The sequence below is a fragment of the Streptococcus taonis genome (assembly GCF_029948085.1).
In the GTDB taxonomy this organism is placed as follows: domain Bacteria; phylum Bacillota; class Bacilli; order Lactobacillales; family Streptococcaceae; genus Streptococcus; species Streptococcus taonis.
Genome location: NZ_JARZZP010000007.1, coordinates 90,428 through 113,645, shown reverse-complemented (window position 1 = coordinate 113,645; position 23,218 = coordinate 90,428). Strand labels below are relative to the sequence as shown.

The following is a 23,218-nucleotide window of genomic DNA, read 5'->3' as shown; positions in this document are numbered from 1 at the left end:
GGCTTCCGGAACTTTGAAAACTTTAAAACTAGAATCCTCATTGCTTTGAACATCAAAAAGGAGAGAACCATGTTGGTCCTCTCCAGGTTATAACTTTTCATCAACCCACTACAGTTGACAAAGAGCCGTTATAACTTTTTATCAACCCACTACAGTTGACAAAGAGCCTCTTTCTTTTTATCTATTGTATTTTCGTCTTCCAGCTAAAGCAAATAGTCCAACACTTGCTCCAAGCAATGCTAAAAGTCCTGAATCCTTCGTTCCTGTATTTGGAAGTTGTTTCTTAGGTTCTGCTTTTGCATTTGTAGCTTGTGCAGGAGCTTGATATGTTTTATCGTCTTTAGTTCCCACTGTCGCAACTACAGGTTTATTTTGAGCCTTAGCATCTACGATGTCAACTACTTTACCGTTAGCGTCAGTAACTTCTTTAGGTTGACCACCTGCCTTACGGATTGCATCTGCTTTATCTTTCAAAGCTTGCAAACGTTGTTGTTCAGCAAGGTATGCGTCATGGTCGGCTTTGAGTTGCTTGAAGTTCTCATACCTACGAGCCTTAACTTCTGCGATACCCTCTAGGCGAGCCAACTCTTTCTTAGCAGTGGCAATATTTGCTTCCGCAGATGCAACAACTTCTTTTTGTTTAGCTACATCTTGATTAGCCTTGTCTGACTCAGCCTTAGCCTTATCAACATCAGCTTGACTAGGAACTTTAGGAACTATTTCGTCCTTAGCAACAACCGCACCATTACCAGCCCTTCCAGATGCGTCACCCGCCTTGCGAATTTCCTCTTCTTTTTCTTTCAAAGCTTGCAAGCGTTGTTGTTCAGCAAGGTATGCGTCATGCTCGGCTTTGAGTTGCTTGAAGTTCTCATACCCACGAGCCTTAACTTCTGCGATACCCTCTAGGCGAGCCAACTCTTTCTTAGCAGTGGCAATATTTGCTTCCGCAGATGCAACAACTTCTTTTTGTTTAGCTACATCTTGATTAGCCTTGTCTGACTCAGCCTTAGCCTTATCAACATCAGCTTGAGTAGGAACTTTAGCAACAACCTCGTTATTGGCAACTACTTTTGTTGCTGGCTCATTAACTGCTACCTCAGTCTCATTAGCAGATACCCCAGTAGTTACCCCAAGAGCCGAGATTGCAAGCGTTGAAATAACCGCTTTTTTGATGGCGCCATGGCCTTGTGCGTTTGATTCCATCATATAAACTCCTTTTGATAATTTTATAGTCCTATTTTATCATATTATACAGTTTTTTAAAACTATTTTATGTAGTATTTCTCTTCAATAGTAGTTGGGGCACCGCTTATTTCATCTAATTTTAAAGTACTTTAAAAACAACATTTTCCTAGTTTATATTATCATTCCTATAATACCCTTAAATGCAACATTTGTTAAGAAAACAAACAGGACAACATCATAATGTGAGAATAGTTAAAATTTATAAAAAAAAAGCCTGAGGCTTAGTCAAAAATTCCTAAAACGCGGGAATCTCTCCTACTTCAAACTTATAATTCGTATACACGAATTATAAGAATAATGAGGTTTCACCTCAAACACCAATTTATTCATAAAAAAAAATTTATTTTCAATTGTTTATTCCCTAAAGGGAATTATACTCCAAAATCAAGATTCTGTCAAGTTAAATTTCAGTTACAAATCTTTGCCCTACCCTCCCCCCACAAGTGTTGTGGGGGATTTTTTGTTTTTTCTGAACTTTTTTCACTTTTTAGTCCGAAAACTCCCAAAAAATCTCCTTATAAACAAGAACAGCCATCCAGCTCATGATGTTAAACCGAGCAAGAACACGTTAACTATTTTTGTCCATAAGAAAGGTAAAGAATCATGGCAAAAGAAAATTCAAAACAACCCAAACCTGACAAGGTCGCTATCCGAAGAGAAAAAAAATTAAGGAAGCGGCTGAACGTGACAACTGGAAAAGAGTTGTCCATCTTTTATCATTACCATTCGATAACGCAGAAAGGAAAGACAGGTATCATGGAAAACTCAGCCTCAACTTCATCTATAAGAGGAAAGAAATGCTTGACTTTCTACCTGACAATTCCAGACACTCCAGTCCTCTTGAGTTACTTATTTATGAAGAAGATATGAAGATTGTCTATCAGACAATTGATAAGTTTGACGATATCGTACAAAGCATTATCTATGGTTACTTCTTTGAAGATAAGAATTTTACTCAATTAGCTGAAGAAGTTCACCTCAGTGACAAAACAGTCAAAAGAAGGCTAGAAAAATCACTCAAACTTCTGAGGGAAAATCTTGAAGAATAAATAAAGAACTGTCCAGCTCATGACATAAAACCGAGCTTGTTTCTTCTCACTTTTAAATTTGCTTATAGAAAGGTCTATCCATATGAAAATTAAACCACAACACCGCAAAGGCGGTTACTCAAAACACATCGCCCAACAATACGTTGACCTCAACGCTCCTATCTACTTACTGAGTGACGAACTCGAACCCCAACAAAAGTACGAAAACAATAAACCGACAGGGGAAATTGTCGCTTATAAAGCTTGGTTTGGACAAAAAGGTCTCCCTCCTTTTCAAGTGAAATTTACAGAAGCACCTGAACTACCAGACTACCTATCTCTGGTTTCATTTGAAAGTCTAATGGCATGCGAAGTTAACTACAATGTCTACTTCAAAGCTGACGGATTGAAAGAGGTGAACTAATGGTTTCAACTCTCACACAAAGAGAGTTGGAACAATACCTGTTGCAGAGCCTAAATATGGGTTTGGGCTCTGTCTTACAGGGTGAAACATCCTACACCAACTCTTTTAACATTCTTGTCAAAGAAGACGGTTTTATCTTTGTCCCTCGCCTTCCTTGTGGCTTTATCATTGATGATGACTTGTATCAGAAGATTTTCTTAATTGCTAATGCGTCATTATATCCACAGTATACATTACTAAAGCAAAATTCGGCTTACTTTGTCGCATTAAAGGCAGAGGATATTCATGTTCAGCGAGGCTTATTCTTCCCATGGAAAAGAGGAGTTTCGGAACGCTTGGTTATTCCAGACCTTGAAACATTTGCCTCATCTCTAAAGGGCAATAATATTCCTATCATGAAAAATCTAACCATTAACTATGATAAGGTAACATCACTTGCGATTGCAGGAAATTCAGGTAGTGGGAAAAGCTATGCGCTTACATACCTTTTAAGTGTCCTCAGAAACTTCTCAGACTTGATTATCATTGACCCTAAATTTGATACACCATCACGTTGGTCAAGAGAACACCAAATCCCTGTCATTCATCCCCATGAAAACCGTTCTAAGTCTGATTTTGTGTCAGAAATTAACGAAAGTTTGAGCCAGTGTTTGACACTCATCCATAAAAGGCAAGGGATTTTATTTGAAAATCCACGATATGAGTTTAAGCACTTGACTATTGTCATTGATGAAGTCCTTGCCTTGTCAGAAGGGGTCAATAAAACCATAAAAGATTCCTTCTTCTCTTTATTGTCTCAAATCGCGTTACTGGGACGAGCCACACGAGTTCATTTACTTCTAGTCAGTCAACGCTTTGACCATACTACCATACCAGTTTCTGTTCGAGAACAATTAAATGTTCTGATACAAATTGGAAACATTAATAAAAAGACCACACAGTTTTTGTTTCCCAACCTTGACCCAGAAGGCATTGTTATTCCAATCGGAAAAGGAACTGGCTTAATTCAAATCATTGATAACGAACATCCCTATCAAGTTCTCCCCCTCCTCTGCCCCACCTATTACACCACGAAAGGAATTTTATAGACTATGAAAAAAACGAATTTTCAAAAAAACATACATCCAGCAACTACCCTTTTTATAGTAGGAATCCTATCTATGCTTATTTCAATCTTATTGAGGCTTGGAATGAATCCCTTGGAAAACAGTATCTATTTCACATCTCTGTTTGACTTCCTGAATTTACTTCACTTTATCAGCTCATCTATTTCTTTCTTGTCCCTTCTCTTATTCTTTGGATTGCTTGGCTATGAAATCAAGATACGCCAGAGTGAAGATAGAATAATTAACCTCTTTAAATCCATCATACAGACCTTTTCTCTTCGTCTTTTTCTGATTCAAAGAGAACACTCAGAAACGGTAAGCACAAGCGAGCAAGGAAATGTAAAGAGATACAACCTTATCAACAGACAGTTCAATAAAGCGATTCAGAAAGTGGTTGTAGATATACGAGAGGAAAGCACAACCTTGATTATTCCTGTCCCCAAATCTCAACAAGCCATTAGAATTCTAAAAGATTTAGAAACAATCATCAGTGAAGAAATTTCTAGTCGCAATCCTGACTATTATTTTTCAAGACCTGAAAGAAAGGGCATGGACTTCTACTTTATCGGAACAAGACGTAAATGATAGGACGGGCGCTATGGCGCACGAAGTGAACGCCACCTAGCGCCCGTCTGCTTGGTATATGGACTAACGGGTTACTACGACCCCGTTAGTCCAATAATCAATAATCACAAAAATATCAAAAAAACGTCTTCCACCTTCCGAAAGAACCCTTCTAAATCTCCTTATAGATAGTAATACAATTTGAAAGCGAGGTATGTTGCATATGTCAAAAGAACAACGTTCCAATAAATGGGCTTTTCTTTTCTACAGAGAAAGCGCCCCTGAAGACTATTTAGAAATCCTTGAAGGTCTTCATATTCCCTTTATCTTATCCCCTTGGCACGATAAAGATGTTAATAGAAAAACAGGGGAGCTTAAAAAAGCTCATAAACATGGTGCCTTTTTCTTTGATTCACTCAAAAGTTATTCTCAAGTATCTGAACTCATCAAGGATAAATTAAAGGGGCCTGCCCATGTAGAGCCTATTATGTCTCCCAAGGGGATGTATGACTACTTTGTCCACGCAGAGAATCCTGAGAAAAGTCAGTACGATATTAAAGACATAGAGACCGGATGCGGATTTGAATTAGACAAATTCCTCATAAACAATAACAACGATGATTTTCTATCAACTATTATTGACGTGATAGACAAGAAGAATTTCACAGAGTTTAATCATTTGGTTAGATATGCGAGAGAAGAAAATCCGAGCTTATTAAGGCTTATCGTAGATAAAACATACTTTTTCGCCAAATATTTAGATTCACGAAGGTATAGCACAGACAAAAGTAAAATAACTTCATCAGAAAATTCCTTGACGAATACTCCTAATGAAACTAGTGACGTCATATCAAACAATACTTCAATAGAAGTATAATGGAGGAAAAGCTATGCAAGTAATCTTACCAGATGAACAAATTCAACAAATTCAACTTTTACTCTCTAATCTTATAAATAAAGAAATCAGAGAGCAATTAAACAAGAGCGGTATCGATAGTCCCTATTTGAACAAACAACAAGCTTGTAACTATTTAGGTATATCAAATAATACACTGGATTCTTGGATTGTAAAAGGCTTACCCAAAATCAAAATCGGTAAAACGATTCGATTCCATAAAGACGCTATCGATCAATGGCTAAACTTACATAACTAGAAATATCAAGATTTTTGTTTTATAATAGTCATGATATTTTCTGGTTCGATACACAAGGAGAATATCATGACTATCAGTAAGACAAAAAACGGAACTTATCGCTTAAAAGTCTATATCCCAATTGAAGCACGAATGCCACTTGGTATTGTTAATAGCAATTATTACGATAAGCGATTTAAAACTAGAAAGGAGGCAAGGCAAGCTGAAATAGACTTGCTTACCAAGTTAAATCAAATAGAAGATAATGAATTTACAGGACTAGCAAAAGGAGATATTCTTTTCTCAGACTTCTATAACAATATCTGGTGGGACTCTTATAAAGCAGGACAAACTACATCTACTTCTAAGCCACCAAACAGGTCAACAGTTGCTAATACCAAAACATGTTTTGAAAAACATATACTACCACTTCTTGGAAACTATACGATACAGTTTCTAAATCAAAATAAGCAAGTTATCCTAAATCTAATGACATCTAAGGCTAATGAATATGCCAACTTCAAATCTTTACGTAGCTATGTGATTTCCATTTTTGATTGGGCAGAAGAACTTGAGTATATAGAAGCTAATAAAGTTGCAAAAATACTAAGAAGAATAAAAGCCACTAAAAAGATTCAACTTGCAGAGGCAAAGAGAGAGGAAGATTTATATCTAACTCATGAACAACTCCAAGAATGGTTCTCAGCATTTCAAGAAGATTTAGAGAATGATAAAATAACCCTTAAAGATTATGTCCTTTTCTATCTCACTTTTTTCCTTGGAGATAGAAAATCAGAAACATATGCTCTCCAGTGGAAACATATCGACTTTTCAAAATCTCAGATTCAGTTAATTCAGGCTTTAGATAGATATGGACAAGTAAAATCTACCAAAGGAAATAAAAAAACTATCTTTTCTATTTCTAGCGACTTGCTTCAACTTCTAACCTTATGGAAAAAACAACAAAAATATGAACTAGCAAAGTTTGGTATCATCACTAATCCGGAACAATTCATCTTCACTTACATAGATACCAGAGGAAACATCAATAAACCTTTACACTCTGACTATCTCAATAATAAGATGAAAACTATCAGAAAGCGACACCCAGAACTTACACACGCTACACCACATAAACTACGTCATACGGGAGCAACACTCGCTAAACAGGCAGGAATGAGCTTAGAAGCTATTTCCGAAGCTCTAACACATAGCGACACAGGTACAACACAGATTTATGTCAATACTTCGAATGTAGTTCCTATTGCAGTTGGTGCATTAGCTTTAGAATCTCTAAATCAATAAGGTGAAAATAAGGTGAAAATAAGGTGAACTTTGAGGTAAACTTTTTAAAAAAACACGAAAAAAGCACCCATAAGGTAAACTTTTGCGTGCTTTGAAACGTTGATAGTATCGTATTGATTAACGTTTTGAGAATTGTGATGCTTTACGAGCTTTCTTAAGACCTGGTTTCTTACGCTCAACTTTACGTGAGTCACGTGTAAGAAGTCCTGCGCGTTTCAATGAATCGCGGAAGTCTGGGTCTACTTGAAGAAGGGCACGAGCGATACCGTGACGGATAGCTCCTGCTTGACCAGCGTAACCACCACCTACAACGTTAACGAAAACGTCGTATGAACCTGCAGTTGAAGTAACTGCGAATGGTTGGTTGATTACAAGACGAAGGTCAGCGTGTGGGATGTACTCTTCAACATCTTTTTTGTTAACAGTGATTTTACCAGTTCCTGGAACAAGGCGAACGCGTGCAACAGCGTTTTTACGACGTCCAGTACCTGCATATTGTGCTTGTGACATACTTTATTGTTCCTTTCCTTAGATAAGTCCTGAAATATCAAGAACTTCTGGTTGTTGTGCAGCGTGAGTGTGCTCAGCTCCAACGAATACTTTCAATTTCATACCTTGAGCGCGGCCAAGAGTATTGTGTGGAAGCATACCTTTAACTGATTTCTCGATCAAACGAACTGCATTTTTAGAACGAAGTTCACCAGCAGAGATTGATTTCAATCCACCTGGGTGGTTTGAGTGAGTGTAGTAGATCTTATCAGATGCTTTTTTACCAGTCAATTTAACTTTTTCAGCATTGATAACGATTACGAAGTCACCTGTATCAGTGTGTGGTGTGAATGTTGGTTTGTTTTTTCCGCGAAGTACGCTAGCAACAACTGCTGAAAGGCGTCCAAGAGGTACATCAGTTGCGTCAACAACGTACCATTTGCGTTCTACTTGGCCTGGTTTAGCCATGAATGTAGTTTTGTTCATGATTTCTCCTATATGAATATCGTTTTTGTTTACAGGGCGGATGTTCCGGTCCGCAAGTTATTTGAAAGGTTCCGGGGCCTTACAAATGGGGTAAACAATACCGTCTACTATTGTATCAAAATTCTCAGATAAAAGTCAAGAGATTGGGAAAATATTTTTTTATTTCTGCCAGATTTTCAACCTTTTTTCTGCCTGATCCTGAAGGATTGTCTGAAAAATTTTAGAGACTAAGTAAATAGCGCAAGTCAAGAATAGCGTTACCACTAGATAATTGATCAAACGACCGTGGTCTCCAACCAATGGTGGTCTTGTCAAAAATCCATAATCTCCACCTGTTACTAAATTAATCACGAAAATCAAAGCATTGAGCGAAGACGTGATAATTAGGATTCGTTTGAAATCCAGTAAACTAGCATCGTAGTCCTTCAGGAGATAAATCAAGGAATTTCCAAAGAGAGCTAAGTGTCCGAAAATAAAGGACAGGATGGCAATGTGGGGAAAGGGATAGGGATCTGGCACTGGATAAATAAAAGCTGCCAAAGTTCCAAAGGTTCCCAATACAGCAAAATACTGTTTGACTCTAGAGACACCCGGGGTCAAAAGCACTACAAACATAGCCAAACGGCAATGATAAAGGGGTAGACTTTCAGTTAGAGGCATCTGATTTACTAAATACCATCCGTAGAGCAGGATTAGCTGTACCGCCTGTAAAATCTGGAAAAATCGCTGACAGGCCTTTTTCTCACCATAACGATAGGCAAGAAACACAGTCAATGCTAATAAGGTAAATAGACTTCCATACCAAAGAAGGTCAAACTGGGGTGGCTCCGTCGGCTGCGTACTAAATAAAGCTTCCCAAAAATTCATGTAACTTTCCTCATTTTCATATAAGCCAATCTCTTACTGATTTTTATAGAGCCTAGCTTACATTTATTTCTTATAATTTTGTGTAAAAGAAACTGTCGATCTTAATATAAAACAAAGCTTCTAATCGACATATTGTTCCCGCTCACCCTGATAGACCTGCCATAGAATTTCCATTTGTTCTTGGGTTATTCGTTTTTCAGATAGGGGTGGGAGATTCTTGATATCAAAAAATTCAAGTTCTGCAATTTCTTGATTTTCTTGAAATTGTCCATCCAATAACTGACAGTCAAAGACGAACTTGGCATACTGTTTGTTCTGAAGTTGAAAGCGATTGGTATCAAAAACCGCCAATAAAGAGCCTACTTCTGCCGAAAAGCCTGTTTCTTCCTGAACTTCTTTTCGGATATTTTCCTTAGGCGAATAACCTACTTCACCAAAGCCACCAGGTAATGCCCAAGTATCCTCTCCTTGTCCTCTAACCAGGCAAATCTTCTGATTTTGAACAATCCATGCCCTTACATCCATCAAGGGAGTTGCATAGCTACCTGTTGGTTTTAAAATTGCAGTCAATTCCTCTTGATCGAGCTCCGTTTGATCCTGCAAGACACTCCATAAAATCTGACGTAAATCCTCATAACGTTCACGGTCATAAGAATCCTTTGAATAGGTCAACCCAGTATCAGTGATAGCTAACATTCTCTGAATAGCTTTGGCGAAATCAGTTGTGCTCATTTTCTAAACTTTCTACTAGCTTGGCTAGATTCATAGAGTTCGAACCTTTAAGCAGAATCTGGTCATGTGCGCCAAGACTTTCCTTGACCTGCTTAACCATAGCTTCAAACTGGTCCTCATCGGCTGTTTTCTTGAAGTAGTACACATGACCAATTGGGAACATTTGACTGGCTAATTGAGCCAATTCAGCAATGTCTTCACCGTAAAAAATAACAGTATCAAGGGCATCAGGTGTAATGCTCAAAATCATTTGATTATGAAGTTGAACAGACTGGCCTCCAAGTTCTTTCATGTCCGCCAGAACTGCGAGTTTCTTGCCACCTTCATTAGCGGGGATAACTGAAAAAGTTTCTAAAATCAACTTCATAGCTGTTGGATTAGCATTGTAAACATCTGATAGGATATCTGCCCCATTGGCAGCTTTTTTCCACTCGGTACGATTACGGGTCAATTCAAGATTTTGGAAGGCTTGACGGATTTGCTCTTCAGTCACTCCTTCTTGAAGAGCAACATAAGATGCAATCATAGCATTAGTCGCATTGTACTTACCTGTTACTGGCAAATCAAGGGATTTCTCCAAGAAATTAGCCTTGAAAGTCAAGCTATCCTTACGCTCAGTTAATTCTGTAATTTCTAGTTCTGCACCTGGGCCAAAGCGAACCACTTTTTTGTCAGTAGGTAGATAATCCTCTACAATAGGATCAGCTGGCGCCAAGAGCAAGCCACCGTTCTCCATTCCATCAGCAATCTGTAATTTCCCTTTGGCAATTTCAGAACGGTCCTTGAAGAAGGCCAAATGTGCCTCTCCGACCAGAGTCACAATAGCTGTCTTTGGATGAGCTAGTTCAGATAAGAGATGGATGTCTCCTAGGTGATCCTGTCCCATTTCCAAGACCAGCTTTTCGGTATCATCCGGCATATGGAGAACCGTGTAGGGAAGGCCAATCTCGTTATTATAGTTCCCTTGTGTTTTGTAGGTTTTGTAGCTTGTAGAAAGCAAATGGGCCAACATATCTTTGGTAGTAGTCTTACCGTTCGAACCTGTAACGGCAAAGACATCTACACCGGTCTTTTGAAGGTAGTAGGCTGCGAGAACTTGAAAAGCAGTTAAAACATCATCTACTAGAATATAGGGATGACCTTCTACTTCCTTCTCTGATAGAGTTACAGCAGCGCCATTTTCAAAGGCTGTCTCGATAAAATCATGACCATCACGCGCTCCCTTGAGAGGAATAAACAAATCCCCCTCAGCAATCAAGCGACTATCAAATTCTGCCTTAACTAGCGGACTATCCGGATAGACTGATACGTCATTTTTAGCACCAACAAGACGCGCAACTTCGTGAATCGTAAGTTTCATGTTTACTCCTTTAAAAAGGGGCGAGGAGTCCCTTCCTGCCCTTATGTCTGTCTTTACAATAGGTGCGCTTCACGCTTGTCAAAGCTTTCTTTGGCAAGTTCCACCAAACGCTCGATTAGTTCTGGGTAGCTAATCCCCATATTGTCCCAAAGTAAGGGATACATAGACCATTGGGTGAATCCTGGCATCGTATTTAGCTCATTTAGGAAAACTTCCCCCTTATCTGTATAGAAGAAGTCGCAACGCGACAATCCAAGTCCACCGATAGCACGAAAGGCCGTTTCTGCATTTTGACGCATGACAGCTACCACGTCATCACTAATCTTTGCTGGGATATCCATAGTAATCTTGTTATCGACATATTTGGCATCATAGTCATAGAAGGCTACGTCTTTGACAACTTCACCAGGAAGAGTGCTCTTGACACCATAGTTTCCTAAAAGTCCAACCTCGATTTCACGGGCATTTACCCCTTGTTCTACCAAGACACGACTATCGTACTTGAAGGCAAGCTCTAGAGCTTGATGGAGTTCCTCTTTATTTTCAGACTTAGAAATACCAACACTAGAACCCATATTAGATGGTTTGGTAAAGACTGGATAAGTTAATTTTTCTTCTACTTCTGCAATCTTAGAAGCCAAATTATCTCCTTCAACGATAGCTACGTAAGGAACTTGGGCAATCCCAGCAGACTCCAAAACGCGCTTAGTTGTGATTTTATCCATGGCAAGGCTTGAAGATAGGATGTTACAGCCAACATAAGGCATTTTCAAGACTTCTAAGAAACCTTGAACAGAACCATCTTCTCCCATAGGTCCATGAAGAACTGGAAAGACAACGGCTCCTTCTTCGTAGATAGCACTTGGAGCAATTTTCTTGTCCCAATCAATCGTTTCATTGGTCATGAGACGTTCATCTTGTCCAGGAGTCTGGGCAAATTCTTGGGTTTTGATGAAATCACCGGACTGGCTGATAAAGAAGGTTTTGACTGCAAAACGATCATAGTTGACCGCACGCATGACACTCTCAGCTGACAAGACAGACACTTCACGTTCTGCACTGCGTCCACCATATAATAGAATAATTGTTTGTTTCATATGATTTGTTCCAATTCTAATAGAATACTCGTCCTTTAGTATATCACATTTGTCTCTTTTTTTAAACTTGTACAGCAAAAAACAAGAAAAGAGCCTGAATCAAAATGGGATTCAGGCTCTTTGTACTTTTAAATGATTATCTGCTGCTAGTTCATTGCCTCTATCGTCAATCTTACAGACTAGAGTTCTGTACGATTTTCAATGGCTCTTAAGAGTGTTACTTCATCCGCATACTCGATATCAGCTCCCACTGCTAGACCTCGTGCTAGACGAGTAACCTTGATCCCTGCAGGTTTAAGAAGTCGAGAGATATACATAGAAGTCGCCTCACCATCAGCTGTCGCATTGGTGGCTACAATGACCTCTGAAACCTCGCTATCCATGAGACGTGTCATGAGACTTTTGAGATTGATATCGTCAGGACTAATCCCATTCATAGGGGAAATCAAACCGTGTAAGACATGATATAGTCCATGGTATTCTTGGATATTTTCCATAGCAGCGACATCGCGACTATCCTCCAAAACCAAGATAGTTGATTGGTCACGGCTAGGATCAGTACAGATGGAACAAGGATCATCATCTGTCAAACGCCCACAAATAGAGCAATAGGTCAATTCTCGCTTGGCTGCAAGAAGATTTTTTGCAAATTCATTGACGTCATCATCCGACATCCCAATGGTATAAAAGGCCAGTCGGGTAGCTGTCTTAATCCCGATACCTGGAAGTTTAGAATAACTGTCAATCAGCTTAGCTATAGGTGTTGGGTAAAGCATGGCTTCCTTTCTAGTTCATTGGATGGTGTTGGTTGTATAGATTGATAATGTCGCGAGCAATCGAAGGTCCAACACCATTAGTTAGATTCGTATTATGCGGGAATACTACCGCAACCGCAATCTGCGGATTATCTGTCGGTGCATAGGCCACAGCGTTGGTATTGTCGGAATTTTGACCACCATTGACATAACTTTCGGCTGTACCGGTTTTCCCACTGATAGAGACTGCTGCCCCATTTGAAAAGGCGCGACCTGTCGTGAGAGCACTTGTCCCGTGCGATACTTGGTAAAAGCCTTGTTGCAAGATAGACATGTCAGACTCAGAAATATTAATCTTATTCATTTCTGTGCTGTCCGTTTGCTTAATGAGTTCTCCTAGACCACCTTGTTCGTTGTTGTCGTAGACTCCTTCCACGATATGAGGAGCTAAGCGGACACCATTATTGGCAATCGTTGCTACATACTGAGCTAACTGCATCGGCGTGTAGTTGTCAAACTGTCCGAAGGCATTATTTAGATAGTTAGCCAAATCGTAGTCTTTAGGAATAAACCCTGTTGACTCATCTGGTAGGTCAATTCCTGTTGACACGCCCAAACCATATTCACCAAAGGTTGAACGAAGTTTTCCCATGGCAGATTCAAGATTGTTGGTTCCCACTGTCATATTCGGCTGATAAGTTTGCCCCATGATGCCGAGGGCAGTTTGAACCATGTAAGTATTGGATGAATACTCCAAGGCCTCAACGGCTGTAATCGGAAAAGAACCATAATAAGGGGTATACCAGGAATTGATAGGGGCAGAACTTTGGAAGACGATTGGTTGATCTGTCAAGGTTTGATTTCCTGACAAGACCCCATTTTCCCAACCTGAACTGATGGTAGCTGCCTTAACGACAGATCCTGGAACAAAAACGTTGGTCACTGTACCTAGTGAGTCTGGAGTCAATTCACCAGATTCCAGATTGTGCTTAATCCCTGACATGGCTAGAACAGCTCCTGTCTTAGGATTGAGGGCAACCGCATAGACACCTTCCGAATATTGGGCACCTCCATTAGCAAGCTCAGAATTAAAATAGCTTTTCAGAAGGCTATCCACACTATCTTGGAAGGCCAAATCAATGGTCAGTTTGATATTTTTACCCTTGCTACCTTCCTCAATATTTTCTACACTTTCCATATCTCCATGTTTGTCGAGATGAATTTCCTTAACAGTACGTTTCCCTTGTAGGACTTCCTCATATTGTTTCTCAAGGTAAGAGGTTCCAACACGGTCATTGAGAGAATAACCTTTTTTTAGATAGGCATCTACTTCCTCAGCTGGAAGACCTGACTTTTCACTTGAAACACTTCCCACTATAGAAGCAAGAGAGGTTTCAAGGACCTTGCGATCCCACGAGGTAGAGATGCTAATCCCAGGCAACTCTTTAGATGCAGAGGCGATTAGAGCGACTTGAGTATCACTTAAAGGATCTGTTTGGATATTGCCTGTTGCAAAATTTCCAACTGCATTGAGCTGACTAAAGAGATAAATAGCCTTCTTTTCATCCTCTGTATAATTAGTTTGGCTAGAGCTAACACTCTCAACAGCATTGTTATAAAGATCCGATTCAGAAAGTTGATTACCATCTGAGTCAAAACGCTTATCTTTGGGTAGGGCCTCTACCGTTTTTTTATAAACTGCTGGATCAGCTAGATAATAGTCAGCAATTTGACGTTCTGTCAAATCTGGAGAGGATACCGTCACATAAGTTAAAAGTTTAGTAGAAATATCCTTTAAATCTGCAGCCGTCATCTTGTTGTTTCGTGTAAAAGCAACCACTTGTTTGACTGTGTTTTCTACCAAAGGTTTTCCTGTAGCATCGTAGATTTCCCCACGAGCAGAACTCGTTGTAACCCGCGTCTGGCTAGCAGACGCTAACTTGGCTTCATAGAAATCCTTATTTACGAATTGCATATAGAGCAAGCGACCAATGATGGTCATGAAGAGCAAAATAACGATTGCAAACAATAAATTAAGCCGAGTCGGTATCGAATGGCTATTAAATTTTCTCATACAAAGTAGTCTCATTTCTAATCAAAATCTTACTCTTCATTGTACCATAATTTAAAGAGAAAATTATGGAAAAAGAAAAGACTTTTCCTTTTTATCCAAAAAACAAAGCAACTGTGGTATAATTAAAGTAAGCGCTATTTTATAGATTTCATTGATAAAAATTTTAACCAATAACTACAAGGGAGGCCCATGAACAAGCAAGATATCTCTACGATTATTGATCTTCACTTTGAAGAAATGACCGATTTAGAGCAAGAGATTGCCCGCTATTTTTTGCAGGCAGATACCATTCACGATGACTTGTCTTCTCAGCAGGTCACTCAAAAACTTCATATTTCTCAGGCGGCTCTCACTCGTTTTGCCAAAAAATGTGGCTTTACGGGTTATCGGGAATTTATTTTCAAATACCAACAACAAAAAGATACCCTTTCCGTCCCACAACAGGATATGAATCCTTTGACCCAAAGAGTCTTGAGGAGCTATACAAACATCCGAGAAATGACACAAGAATTGATTGATGATGACCAACTGGAGCGCATTGCCCAAATGATTGATCAATCAGAACGCGTCTATTTTTTTGGCACTGGAAGTTCTGGCCTCGTTGCGCGTGAGATGAAATTGCGTTTCATGAGACTTGGAGTCGTTTGTGAGGCTTTGACAGATCCAGATGGTTTCGCCTGGACAACCAGTATCATCGATGAAAAATGTTTGGTCTTTGGCTTTTCCCTTTCAGGAACAACTCCATCCATCATTGACAGTCTACTAGACGCTCAAGATATGGGGGCTAAAACTGTTCTTTTTACTAGTACGCCTAGCAAGGAAACTCAGGAATTTACAGAAACTGTACTGGTAGCAAGCCAGAGTCAGGCTTCCTATATCCAACGCATTTCTGCCCAACTTCCTATGTTGATCTTAATTGATCTACTCTATGCTTATTTCCTAGAAATTGACCGTGAGAGTAAAGAAAAAATCTTTAACAGTTATTGGGAAAATAAAAAACTAAATGGCTATCGTAGAAATAGAAGGTCTAGATAAGCCTTCATCCCTATCAAGTAAACAAGCATATGAGTAACCAGCGATTAAAGTCGCTGGTTTTTAGTTTGCTCAAGTCCTATAACTGATGACTTATGCACATAGAACTTTACACCTGATTCTTGATATAAAAAAGCGAACAAGACCAGCTTCTGTTTATCAGAAAACTCGTTTTGCTCGCTTTTTATAATTGAGATTAGTTATTGGTTCCAATCTCTAAAGTTTGGACAGTTATTACAGCAGTTTCTTTAAACAATGCTACTATTCTGCAATAACTTCCCACGAAATCTATACTTTCTCAAAAGTGTTTCTTGAGTTTGACAGATTCTATTCGTCTTCTTTTTTCTTTCCCATTGCAGCTAATCCAAGAAGTGCTCCTACAGCTCCCAAGCTTGCAAGGGTAGCAGTTTCTTTTGCGCCTGTTTCAGGGAGAATATCTTGACGATTTGCAGGTACTTGATAAGTCTTGTCTTGTGACATAGCCTGAGCTACATGTAACTGCTCATCCTTGTATTCTGGGAGCTCATGGACAGTTGCCTCTGCTCCATTGACATTACCAGTAAACTCTGGAAGCTCATGACTAGCTGCTTCTGCTCCATTGACACCACCTGTGAACTCTGGATCTTCTCCACGAACAACTGCTTCTGAGCCATTTACTCCACCAGTAAATTCAGGAAGTTCATGACTAGCTGCTTCTGTTCCATTGGCACCACCTGTGAACTCTGAAAGTTCATGACTAGCCGCTTCTGCTCCATTGACACCACCAGTAAACTCTGGAAGTTCATGACTAGCCACTTCTGAACCATTTACTCCACCTGTGAACTCTGGATCTTCTCCACGAATAACTGCTTCAGAGCCATTTACTCCACCAGTAAATTCTGGAAGTTCATGACTAGCTGCTTCTGTTCCATTGACACCACCTGTGAACTCTGGATCTTCTCCACGAACAACTGCTTCAGAGCCATTTACTCCACCAGTAAATTCTGGAAGTTCATGACTAGCTGCTTCTGTTCCATTGACACCACCTGTGAACTCTGCTACTTCATGGATCGCTGGATCTGTTTTACCTGATTCAACTTTCTTAGTTCCGACTAGCACAATCTCATCTCGCGGTGCTTCCACAACTTCGCGAAGTTTTTCAGTACGACTTCCATCCAATGCTACTTCTATGCTGACGCGTTCTTTACCTTTACGACCAGCCTGAACTACTCGAGTTTCACCTTCTGGAAGTGTTGGATCATCTTGCTTCACTGTCTTAAATCCGAGAGCTTCTTCAACAACTTCAAGGCTTGGCTGACTAAAGCTCAATTCTTTAACGCCATCACCTGGCACAGATGTTCCTTCAAAAGTACCAACTTCGATGACACGATCTTGAGCTTCTTCACGTTCAACCTTAACTGTCTTACGTGTGTCTCCATCTACTTCTATATAAGTCGTTACTTGACCTGCTTTGCCCTCTGAAACAACTTGTTCCTTGCCTTTGGCTAAGAAGGCATTCTCACGACGAACAGTATTAAAGGCGATTGATTCTGTCGTTACTTCAAGGCTTGGTTGCGTTTGAACTAAGACCTTATCTCCTTCAGTCGGAAGATTTGAATGTTTTACTTCCTCTTTCGGAGTCGCTTGAAGTTGGTTGATAGAAGTTAGAGCTGCTTGCAAGGCTTTGTCTACCGCATCCTGTGTCTTAGCTGCTTCAATCGCTGCGATTGCTTGCTCGGACAACTCAACTAGTTTCTTCTTAGCTTCTTTATCGCTACCTAGTTCCTTGCTCTTGTTTTGAATAGCTTCTGCCAAGCTTGCCATAGCCTTATCATAGTCAATCTTAGGCTCTTCCGGCTGTGCTGGTGGCTCTGGTTTTGGTTCCTCTTTCGGAGTCGCTTGAAGTTGGTTGATAGAAGTTAAAGCTGCTTGTAAGGCCTTATCGACTGCATCCTGAGTCTTGGCTGCCTCAATCGCTGCGATGGCTTGCTCTGATAACTCGACTAGTTTCTTCTTAGCTTCTTTATCGTTGCCTAGTTCCTTGCTCTTGTTTTGAATAGCCTCTGCCAAACTTGCCATGGCCTTATCATAGTCAATCTTAGGCTCTTCTGGTTGAGCTGGTTGCTCTGGTGTTGGTTCCTCTTTTGGAGTCGCTTGAAGTTGGTTGATAGAAGTTAAAGCTGCTTGTAAGGCCTTATCGACTGCATCCTGAGTCTTGGCTGCCTCAATCGCTGCGATTGCTTGCTCTGATAACTCGACTAGTTTCTTCTTAGCTTCTTTATCGTTGCCTAGTTCCTTGCTCTTGTTTTGAATAGCCTCTGCCAAACTTGCCATGGCCTTATCATAGTCAATCTTAGGCTCTTCTGGTTGGGCTGGTTGCTCTGGTTTTACTTCCTCTTTCGGAGTCGCTTGAAGTTGGTTGATAGAAGTTAAAGCTGCTTGCAAGGCTTTGTCTACCGCATCCTGAGTCTTAGCTGCTTCAATCGCTGCGATTGTTTGCTCGGACAACTCAACTAGTTTCTTCTTAGCTTCTTTATCGTTGCCTAATTCCTTGCTCTTGTTTTGAATGGCCTCTGCCAGACTTGCCATAGCCTTATCATAGTCAATCTTAGGCTCTTCCGGCTGTGCTGGTGTTTCTTCGACACCGTAGTTTTCTTCCTTATCAAGGATCGTTTGCAGAACTGTTGCTGTTTTCAGAACTTCTTGTGCATTTGCAGAACTTGCTGAAAGTTGTTCTGATAATTTGTCCAAGTTTGACTTAAAGGCTTGACGCGCCTCTGGAGTATTTTTCAAACTTGTTTGGTCAAATTTAACCAACTCATCCTTCCAATTCTTCATAGCTTGGATCAACTCTTCTTTGGTATAAAGAGCGCTACCTTCACCACGAGTGATGAACTGGTCAACTTGGATACCAATGTTTCTCGTAATATCATTTCGTTTTGGATCCAATTGCAAGGTTACAGCATGCCAACCTTCTTCTAGCCCAGTCAAACGAACGAGAGTCTGATCGCCTTGACGTGTAGCTGCTGTACCACTGAAGTACTTCTTGCCATTGACATCAGAGGCATTTCCTTGACCATCTTGATACTCAAGTTCTTTACCATCCAGAGTTACCTTGTAGATACCATGTCCAGGATCAACAAAACCTTTGATTTCAAGACCTGTTCCGTAGAAGTAAGCTGTTACGCTAGCATTTTTCTTTTGCTCTTCAGTCAAACGACCAAATGATGCCCAAGACTCAGTGTTTTGGTATTTGCCAGAAGAATTGGTTTCATGATGCCAACCTGGGCTATAGTCAAGTTGACTGGCCTGATCATCGTGACTTACTTGATCTTTTTGAAGCAATTCAGCCTTCATTACTCGAACAGTTGCTTCAGTTGCAAATCCAAGCAAGGCATCGTCTGAAGCGCTAGTCATTTTCACTTTAAAGTCAAAGATTGAATCAGCTTGTTCCGTAAAGTCAATTGTCGGAATTGTCAAAGTCTTTTCTGTTTCACCATCTTGGAAGGTCAAATCAGCCGTTGTATCTTTATATACCTTACCGTGAACCCCTGTTCCTGGCTCAGTCACAACATGAACTGTCACAGCTCCCTTGCTACCACCAACACGTTTAATGGTTACAGTAACTGGTTGACCTTTTTGAACTTCATAGGTAGTTTCTTTCAACTCAAACATACCTTTACCAGCATTGTTGAGCGTGTAGATACCTTCAGTTGCAATAGCTTTTCCAGTTTTGTTAACGAGTTTGATGGTATGTTCACCTGGAGCCAAGTCATCTGTTTCATAAACCATCTGGCTACGTTTTCGAGCTGCGTTATTGGTTTGTACATCTGCAACCTTTTGACCATCAACGTAAACCGACATTTCACCGTGGTTTGGATCCACTGTAGATACGACATAAGCCTTAGTTCCGTTGAAACGGTAAGTTACGCTTGCATCTTTTTGGTTAGTCCACATAGATGTTCCGCGGATACCTTCAGATTCGTCATACCAAGTTGTATTTGCTTTATCTGCTGTTGTATTTGAATGGTAGTCCAATCCTAGAGGGTAACCATCTGTCTTCTCGATACTGCTTGGAGTCTTATAAACAGAGAAGTTTGTCAAAATAGGAGTCGCTTGCGCACCAGTAATAGTCACACGAATCTTTTGTGCTTCTACTGGTTGACCTTGGATAAGGCGACGATAACCAACAGTTGAGCCTTCACCGTATGGTACCCAACGGCCATTGAGTTCAACTTCAACCTTGAATCCAGAGATACGCTGACCTTTAGCGATATCTTCTTTGAGTTCAATCACGTCAAAGCGTCTCTTTTGACCAAGATCGACAGTGAATTCACCTGTCTTAGCATCATTTGCTAGTGCCCAGCTAGTATCATCCTTACCATCTGTTAGGTGGCTTGCTTGATACAAGTGATTCTTACGAGTAGAGCTTGCCGTTACAGTTGCACCCTTAGCAAAGTCAGTCGCATACATTTGATCCAAGGTTGCGCGGAATTCTTTCAAGCGAGCCACGTCTGCATCTGCAAATTTACCTTCTTTATTTGGTGGAATATTGAGAAGAAGCGGCGTTCCACGACCAACAGACTTGAAGTAGATATCCATCAAATCTTTGATTGATTTTGGTTGTTGATTGTCATGGTAGAACCAACCTGAACGGATAGAAACGTCTGCTTCACCGACAGAGTACATATCTCCTTCTGGATCGCCATGGTTGAGATATTCATTCTTCACATCGTCAGTGATTTTAGCTTTCTTGACCTTATGCCAAACTGGATCACCGGCAATCCCACGTTCATTACCAATCCAACGTACACTTGTTGGTTGAGCAGAGAAGATAGCGATATCTCCTTCAGCTTTCTTGATGTACTCGAACCACTTGTCAAAGGTGTAGGTTACTTTTTGAGCTCCGCTACCACGCGCTCCGTCCATCCAAACTTCGATAAACTTACCATTATTTCCGTATTTAGGATTGCCAAGGATTTCCTTGAGCTGGTTGAGGTAGTATTCGTTGTACTCTTTTTCAGTTGAAACATGATATTTAGGGTTATTTGCATCCCATGGTGATAGGTAAACACCCATATTCATGTCATATTTCGTTGCTGATTTAGAGATTTCTTCGAGAAGGTCTCCCTTACCGTCTTTCCATGGACTTGCAGCTACCGTATGGTCTGTGTATTTAGATGGATAAATCACAAAACCGTCATGGTGTTTGACAACCATGATTGTTCGTTTGAACCCAGCATCCTTCAAAGTCTTAATCCACTGGTCTGTATCAAGGTTAGTTGGGTTAAAGTTTTGAGGATTTTCTCTACCATTTCCCCACTCAGAGTTGGTATAAGTATTCATACCATAGTGGATAAAGGCAGCCAATTCTTCCTTGTGGTAGTCCAATTGGGCCTTGCTTGGCAGTGGTCCGTAAGCAGCAATTTCTGTTTCTTCATCTTTTGGATCAACTGCTGGAGTGACTGGTGTTACTGGTTTTGGATCTTCAATTTTTTCGTATTCAAAAATAACTTGATTCACTCCTTTGTGTTGGATGGTAGCTTCTTGACTTGCATTTACTGCACGGTAGCCCGTGATTTCTTTAGCTTGGAATCTATGGACAAAGGAAACTTCATATTCTTTACCTTCATTATTGTCCACAGTTGCAGGTACCAATTCTTGATCTGTACCTTTCAAGCGGTAACGAATGTCGAAGGAACCTTTATTGACTTTATAAACAACCTTGATGACGCGAGTTCCTGCAGGAGCCTTGCTCACAACGCTATAATCATCTCCCCAAGCATCTTTTAATTGCTTGTTGACAGCTTTGCCATCAATTGAGACAATCTCATATTTGTCTTTGTTCTTCTTGTAGAAGTCAGTCTTCTCAATTTCTGTTTTATAGTTATAGTCAAATTGAGCTCCAACTTCTGTCTTTTCAACAAAAGTATCGTTTTCTTTGACTGGATTATCTTTCTGGTCTACGTGTTCGATAACAACTCGTCCATATTCAACACCTTCAAGGAGAGTTGCTACACCACTTTCATCGAAGGAATATTTGTTTTCACCGATAACAGCTGTCTTATTTCGAAGCATTTCTCCCTCTGGAGTGAAGTAATAACGATTGCCGTTATCGCCTTGATACCAACCTTTGACACCGTACTTGTCAATGATTTCTTTGACCCATGCCAATTGTTCTGGTGAGAGGACAAGCCCTCCTCCAAAGCGATCTTTTTCAGCAATGTTCGCATTATCGACAGTACCACGTTGGTGGATCCCAATGACCTTACCATCACCGTTGATAATCCCACCACCTGAAAGACCTGATACAGAAGTCAAACGATAAGTGACACCAACTGTTCCCTTATCATCATACTTTTCAGTACCTTTAACAACACCGTCCGCCTTATACAATTGACCTGGAACAATTGGTTCCTTCAATTCTGGAGAAGTTGAATCTGTAGGGTAACCGATGGTGCTAACAGGTTCTCCAGCTTTGTATTCTCGATGTTCTGCTAAAGGAGTAAAGGTAGCTGCCTTATTTGGACTTGCAATTGAAAGTGGAACTGGAGCTACAACCAAGGCTAGGTCATTCTTATAGCCTTCACCGAATTTTTCTTTATTCCAGAAATGAATATCTTTTTCCTTGAACAAAACAGTATTTCCTGAGCTTGGCAAAGAATTATTCTTAGCAGTATTTGAACCTACATTGTAATAGAACTTAGCCGTGTCACCACCACGGATAGAGCCAGCATTAGTATCCGCATCCTTGACCAAGAAGTTGTGGGCCACTGTCAAGATGACATTTGGAGCAACAAAGATACCTGAACCTGAGTTAAGGTATCGCTGACTACCGCCATTGGCCAAAGGTGAGCTAAAGATTGAATAAACCATAGTAGCAGATGTAGCTGGTTGACCTTCATAATTGATATGCTTAAGGTCTTGTCCGCCATTGATAATGGCTCTATTTTCTTTTCCAGCTTCAGATGGAGCTGCTTCTGCAGGTTTCAAAATGCTCTTAGTCTCTACTTGTGGGCTATCTTTTTCTGATACAATAGCTGCAGTATCGACTTTTTTCACTGGAGTATCAGGATAAGCACGATCAGAAATTTCTTCAGGGAGTAAATCACCAGCCACTTCAGCAGTCTTTCCTTCCTCTGCCACCTTCTCGACAGCAGGTTCTGTTTTTTCAGTTACTTCTTCTTTGACTGCTTCTTCTTTTTTATGATCTACATCTGCCACTTCTTTTGCTTTACTATCTACTTCAAGTTTTGGTTCTGTCACAAGTTCACTAGCCGCAACATTACCAGATGCAAAAAAAGCAAGACCGACTGCTACAGAAGCAACACCAACAGTCAGTTTACGAATACTAAATATTCTACCTTTTTCTAAAAAATATTGTTTCATCAAATACTCCTACTATTCTAGAGCAGTCAGCTACTGCCCAAGCCCAGCTTTAGCTGGCGACATTTTTTGTTTGATTCCCTAGCTTAAAATTCTTTCCCTGAGCTATTTATTTTTGGGCAAGCTCTTATGAGGAAATCGCTTACATTTTTTGGA

18 protein-coding genes are annotated in these 23,218 nt (G+C 40.2%); 8 read left to right on the top strand and 10 right to left on the bottom strand.

Translation table 11 applies throughout. The features are described 5' to 3' along the window. Positions 1-177: 177 nt before the first annotated feature. Positions 178-1,206, bottom strand: a complete 1,029-nt coding sequence (locus tag QEZ38_RS05330; RefSeq protein WP_281335244.1) for an LPXTG cell wall anchor domain-containing protein — start codon at positions 1,204-1,206, stop codon at positions 178-180. Between the two features lie 836 nt (positions 1,207-2,042). On the opposite strand from QEZ38_RS05330, the gene QEZ38_RS05325 reads away from it, so the two are divergent. The 7 genes from QEZ38_RS05325 to QEZ38_RS05295 all read left to right on the top strand — a co-directional run bounded on the left by QEZ38_RS05325 (position 2,043) and on the right by QEZ38_RS05295 (position 6,805). Then, complete coding sequence (locus QEZ38_RS05325; protein WP_281335243.1) at positions 2,043-2,294, top strand: RNA polymerase sigma factor; 252 nt, start codon at positions 2,043-2,045, stop codon at positions 2,292-2,294. An 88-nt stretch (positions 2,295-2,382) separates the two neighbouring features. After that, complete coding sequence (locus QEZ38_RS05320) at positions 2,383-2,697, top strand: hypothetical protein (RefSeq protein WP_180364485.1); 315 nt, start codon at positions 2,383-2,385, stop codon at positions 2,695-2,697. Continuing rightward, on the top strand, positions 2,697-3,785 hold the full coding sequence (locus tag QEZ38_RS05315; protein ID WP_281335242.1) for a cell division protein FtsK: 1,089 nt from the start codon (positions 2,697-2,699) through the stop codon (positions 3,783-3,785). The genes QEZ38_RS05320 and QEZ38_RS05315 overlap by 1 nt, the downstream gene beginning before the upstream one ends. A 72-nt stretch (positions 3,786-3,857) precedes the next feature. Further along, positions 3,858-4,388 (top strand): hypothetical protein, encoded by a 531-nt coding sequence (locus tag QEZ38_RS05310; RefSeq protein ID WP_281335241.1) that lies wholly within the window; start codon positions 3,858-3,860, stop codon positions 4,386-4,388. A 202-nt stretch (positions 4,389-4,590) separates the two neighbouring features. Beyond that, a complete protein-coding gene (locus tag QEZ38_RS05305; RefSeq protein WP_075228871.1) occupies positions 4,591-5,244 on the top strand; it encodes a replication protein in 654 nt (217 codons plus the stop codon). Between the two features lie 13 nt (positions 5,245-5,257). Next, entirely contained in the window at positions 5,258-5,521 is a 264-nt protein-coding gene (locus QEZ38_RS05300; RefSeq protein WP_075228872.1) for a helix-turn-helix domain-containing protein, read from the top strand. A gap of 66 nt (positions 5,522-5,587) precedes the next feature. Beyond that, positions 5,588-6,805 (top strand): site-specific integrase, encoded by a 1,218-nt coding sequence (locus QEZ38_RS05295; RefSeq protein WP_281335240.1) that lies wholly within the window; start codon positions 5,588-5,590, stop codon positions 6,803-6,805. A gap of 117 nt (positions 6,806-6,922) precedes the next feature. Here QEZ38_RS05295 and rpsI read toward each other — a convergent pair whose 3' ends face one another. The 8 genes from rpsI to pbp2b form a co-directional block, all read right to left on the bottom strand. Then, positions 6,923-7,315 carry a 30S ribosomal protein S9 gene (gene rpsI, locus QEZ38_RS05290; protein ID WP_002893764.1) on the bottom strand — a complete coding sequence of 131 codons (393 nt, stop codon included), beginning with the start codon at positions 7,313-7,315 and terminating at the stop codon, positions 6,923-6,925. A gap of 18 nt (positions 7,316-7,333) precedes the next feature. Continuing rightward, positions 7,334-7,780, bottom strand: coding sequence for a 50S ribosomal protein L13 (gene rplM, locus QEZ38_RS05285; protein WP_001044622.1), 447 nt, complete (start codon positions 7,778-7,780; stop codon positions 7,334-7,336). A 159-nt stretch (positions 7,781-7,939) separates the two neighbouring features. Further along, on the bottom strand, positions 7,940-8,647 hold the full coding sequence (locus tag QEZ38_RS05280; RefSeq protein ID WP_281335239.1) for a YwaF family protein: 708 nt from the start codon (positions 8,645-8,647) through the stop codon (positions 7,940-7,942). A 120-nt stretch (positions 8,648-8,767) separates the two neighbouring features. Continuing rightward, positions 8,768-9,379: an NUDIX hydrolase gene (locus QEZ38_RS05275; RefSeq protein WP_281335238.1), complete on the bottom strand. Its 612-nt coding sequence runs from the start codon at positions 9,377-9,379 to the stop codon at positions 8,768-8,770. Continuing rightward, positions 9,366-10,739, bottom strand: coding sequence for a UDP-N-acetylmuramoyl-tripeptide--D-alanyl-D-alanine ligase (locus tag QEZ38_RS05270; protein WP_281335237.1), 1,374 nt, complete (start codon positions 10,737-10,739; stop codon positions 9,366-9,368). Before QEZ38_RS05270 ends, QEZ38_RS05275 begins: the two co-directional genes overlap by 14 nt. 53 nt (positions 10,740-10,792) lie before the next feature. Beyond that, positions 10,793-11,836 carry a D-alanine--D-alanine ligase gene (locus QEZ38_RS05265; protein ID WP_281335236.1) on the bottom strand — a complete coding sequence of 348 codons (1,044 nt, stop codon included), beginning with the start codon at positions 11,834-11,836 and terminating at the stop codon, positions 10,793-10,795. Between the two features lie 179 nt (positions 11,837-12,015). Beyond that, positions 12,016-12,612: a recombination mediator RecR gene (gene recR / locus QEZ38_RS05260; protein WP_000966747.1), complete on the bottom strand. Its 597-nt coding sequence runs from the start codon at positions 12,610-12,612 to the stop codon at positions 12,016-12,018. 10 nt (positions 12,613-12,622) lie between these two features. Continuing rightward, positions 12,623-14,680, bottom strand: a complete 2,058-nt coding sequence (gene pbp2b / locus QEZ38_RS05255; RefSeq protein ID WP_281335235.1) for a penicillin-binding protein PBP2B — start codon at positions 14,678-14,680, stop codon at positions 12,623-12,625. A 174-nt stretch (positions 14,681-14,854) separates the two neighbouring features. Between pbp2b and QEZ38_RS05250 the strand changes: the two genes are divergently transcribed. Beyond that, positions 14,855-15,700 (top strand): MurR/RpiR family transcriptional regulator, encoded by an 846-nt coding sequence (locus QEZ38_RS05250; RefSeq protein ID WP_281335234.1) that lies wholly within the window; start codon positions 14,855-14,857, stop codon positions 15,698-15,700. 324 nt (positions 15,701-16,024) lie between these two features. Here QEZ38_RS05250 and QEZ38_RS05245 read toward each other — a convergent pair whose 3' ends face one another. Beyond that, on the bottom strand, positions 16,025-23,065 hold the full coding sequence (locus QEZ38_RS05245; protein ID WP_281335233.1) for an SIALI-17 repeat-containing surface protein: 7,041 nt from the start codon (positions 23,063-23,065) through the stop codon (positions 16,025-16,027). Between the last annotated feature and the right edge of the window lie 153 nt (positions 23,066-23,218).

Bases quoted from the DNA above. Each gene is read 5' to 3' on its own strand.
- QEZ38_RS05330 (WP_281335244.1), bottom strand. From the start codon at position 1,206: ATGATGGAATCAAACGCACAAGGCCATGGCGCCATCAAAAAAGCGGTT.
- QEZ38_RS05325 (WP_281335243.1), top strand. From the start codon at position 2,043: ATGCTTGACTTTCTACCTGACAATTCCAGACACTCCAGTCCTCTTGAG.
- QEZ38_RS05315 (WP_281335242.1), top strand. From the start codon at position 2,697: ATGGTTTCAACTCTCACACAAAGAGAGTTGGAACAATACCTGTTGCAG.
- QEZ38_RS05310 (WP_281335241.1), top strand. From the start codon at position 3,858: ATGCTTATTTCAATCTTATTGAGGCTTGGAATGAATCCCTTGGAAAAC.
- QEZ38_RS05305 (WP_075228871.1), top strand. From the start codon at position 4,591: ATGTCAAAAGAACAACGTTCCAATAAATGGGCTTTTCTTTTCTACAGA.
- QEZ38_RS05300 (WP_075228872.1), top strand. From the start codon at position 5,258: ATGCAAGTAATCTTACCAGATGAACAAATTCAACAAATTCAACTTTTA.
- QEZ38_RS05295 (WP_281335240.1), top strand. From the start codon at position 5,588: ATGACTATCAGTAAGACAAAAAACGGAACTTATCGCTTAAAAGTCTAT.
- rpsI (WP_002893764.1), bottom strand. From the start codon at position 7,315: ATGTCACAAGCACAATATGCAGGTACTGGACGTCGTAAAAACGCTGTT.
- rplM (WP_001044622.1), bottom strand. From the start codon at position 7,780: ATGAACAAAACTACATTCATGGCTAAACCAGGCCAAGTAGAACGCAAA.
- QEZ38_RS05280 (WP_281335239.1), bottom strand. From the start codon at position 8,647: ATGAATTTTTGGGAAGCTTTATTTAGTACGCAGCCGACGGAGCCACCC.
- QEZ38_RS05275 (WP_281335238.1), bottom strand. From the start codon at position 9,379: ATGAGCACAACTGATTTCGCCAAAGCTATTCAGAGAATGTTAGCTATC.
- QEZ38_RS05270 (WP_281335237.1), bottom strand. From the start codon at position 10,739: ATGAAACTTACGATTCACGAAGTTGCGCGTCTTGTTGGTGCTAAAAAT.
- QEZ38_RS05265 (WP_281335236.1), bottom strand. From the start codon at position 11,836: ATGAAACAAACAATTATTCTATTATATGGTGGACGCAGTGCAGAACGT.
- recR (WP_000966747.1), bottom strand. From the start codon at position 12,612: ATGCTTTACCCAACACCTATAGCTAAGCTGATTGACAGTTATTCTAAA.
- pbp2b (WP_281335235.1), bottom strand. From the start codon at position 14,680: ATGAGACTACTTTGTATGAGAAAATTTAATAGCCATTCGATACCGACT.
- QEZ38_RS05250 (WP_281335234.1), top strand. From the start codon at position 14,855: ATGAACAAGCAAGATATCTCTACGATTATTGATCTTCACTTTGAAGAA.
- QEZ38_RS05245 (WP_281335233.1), bottom strand. From the start codon at position 23,065: ATGAAACAATATTTTTTAGAAAAAGGTAGAATATTTAGTATTCGTAAA.